This is a genomic window from Corallococcus sp. CA041A, from assembly GCF_003612075.1.
Lineage (GTDB): Bacteria > Myxococcota > Myxococcia > Myxococcales > Myxococcaceae > Corallococcus > Corallococcus exiguus.
Window position 1 is genome coordinate 1 of sequence record NZ_RAWF01000574.1, and the last position, 833, is coordinate 833.

1 protein-coding gene is annotated in these 833 nt (G+C 69.1%); it reads right to left on the reverse strand.

Translation table 11 applies throughout. The annotated features are described in order from the left end of the window. Window positions 1-833 (reverse strand): AMP-binding protein (locus D7V77_RS42265; protein WP_147452369.1); only part of this gene is annotated, 833 nt, incomplete at both ends.

The following is an 833-nucleotide window of genomic DNA, read 5'->3' on the forward strand; positions in this document are numbered from 1 at the left end:
TAGGTGCGCTGGTGCCAGGAGACGAGGTTCATCAACGCGCGGTGGTGGACAGCGACGCCCTTGGGCCGTCCGGTGCTGCCGGAGGTGTAGATGACGTAGGCCAAATCCTCCGGGCCCACGGGCATCACCAGCAGCGGTTGCTGGTGCGCCGCAGTCTCCACTTCGAGCGCGAGGACACGAGCGGAGAGGGGCGGCAGCGAGTCGCGCAGGTGCTGCTGGGTGAGGAGGACAGAAGCACCGCAGTCCTCCAGCATGAAAGCCAGACGCTCCGGCGGGACACCGGGAGAGATGGGGACGTAGGCGGCGCCCGCCTTGAGTGCGGCGAGGAGGCCCGCCACCAACTCCGGAGAGCGCTCGGCGAGGACGGCGACGCGGCTGCCACGGGAGACACCGGCCGCGTGGAGTTGGACGGCAAGGCCATGGGCCCAGGCGTCGAGGCCCGCGTAGCTGATGCTTCTCTCCCCCATGCGCACGGCGACCGCGTCCGGCTCGCGTTGGGCGTGCTCCGCGACGACGTGGTGGATGCAGGTGTCGCGCGGGAAGGCGACGTCCGTCTCGTTCCATTCAACGAGGAGCTGCTTCCGCTCCTCCGCCGTCATCACCTCCAGCGTGGACACTCGAGCGTCGGGCTGGGCGGCGAGGGAGGAGAGAAGGACGCCGAAGTGGCCCATGAGGCGCTGGGCGGTGGAGGCGTCGAAGAGGTCGGAGCTGTACTCGAGGAAGCCGGTGAGGCCCTGAGGCACCTCGAAGAGGGTGAGGGCCAAATCGAAGCGAGAGGAGTTGCCCTCCAGGGGAATGGGCTGGAAGGCCATGCCCGGCACGCGCAGGGCTTC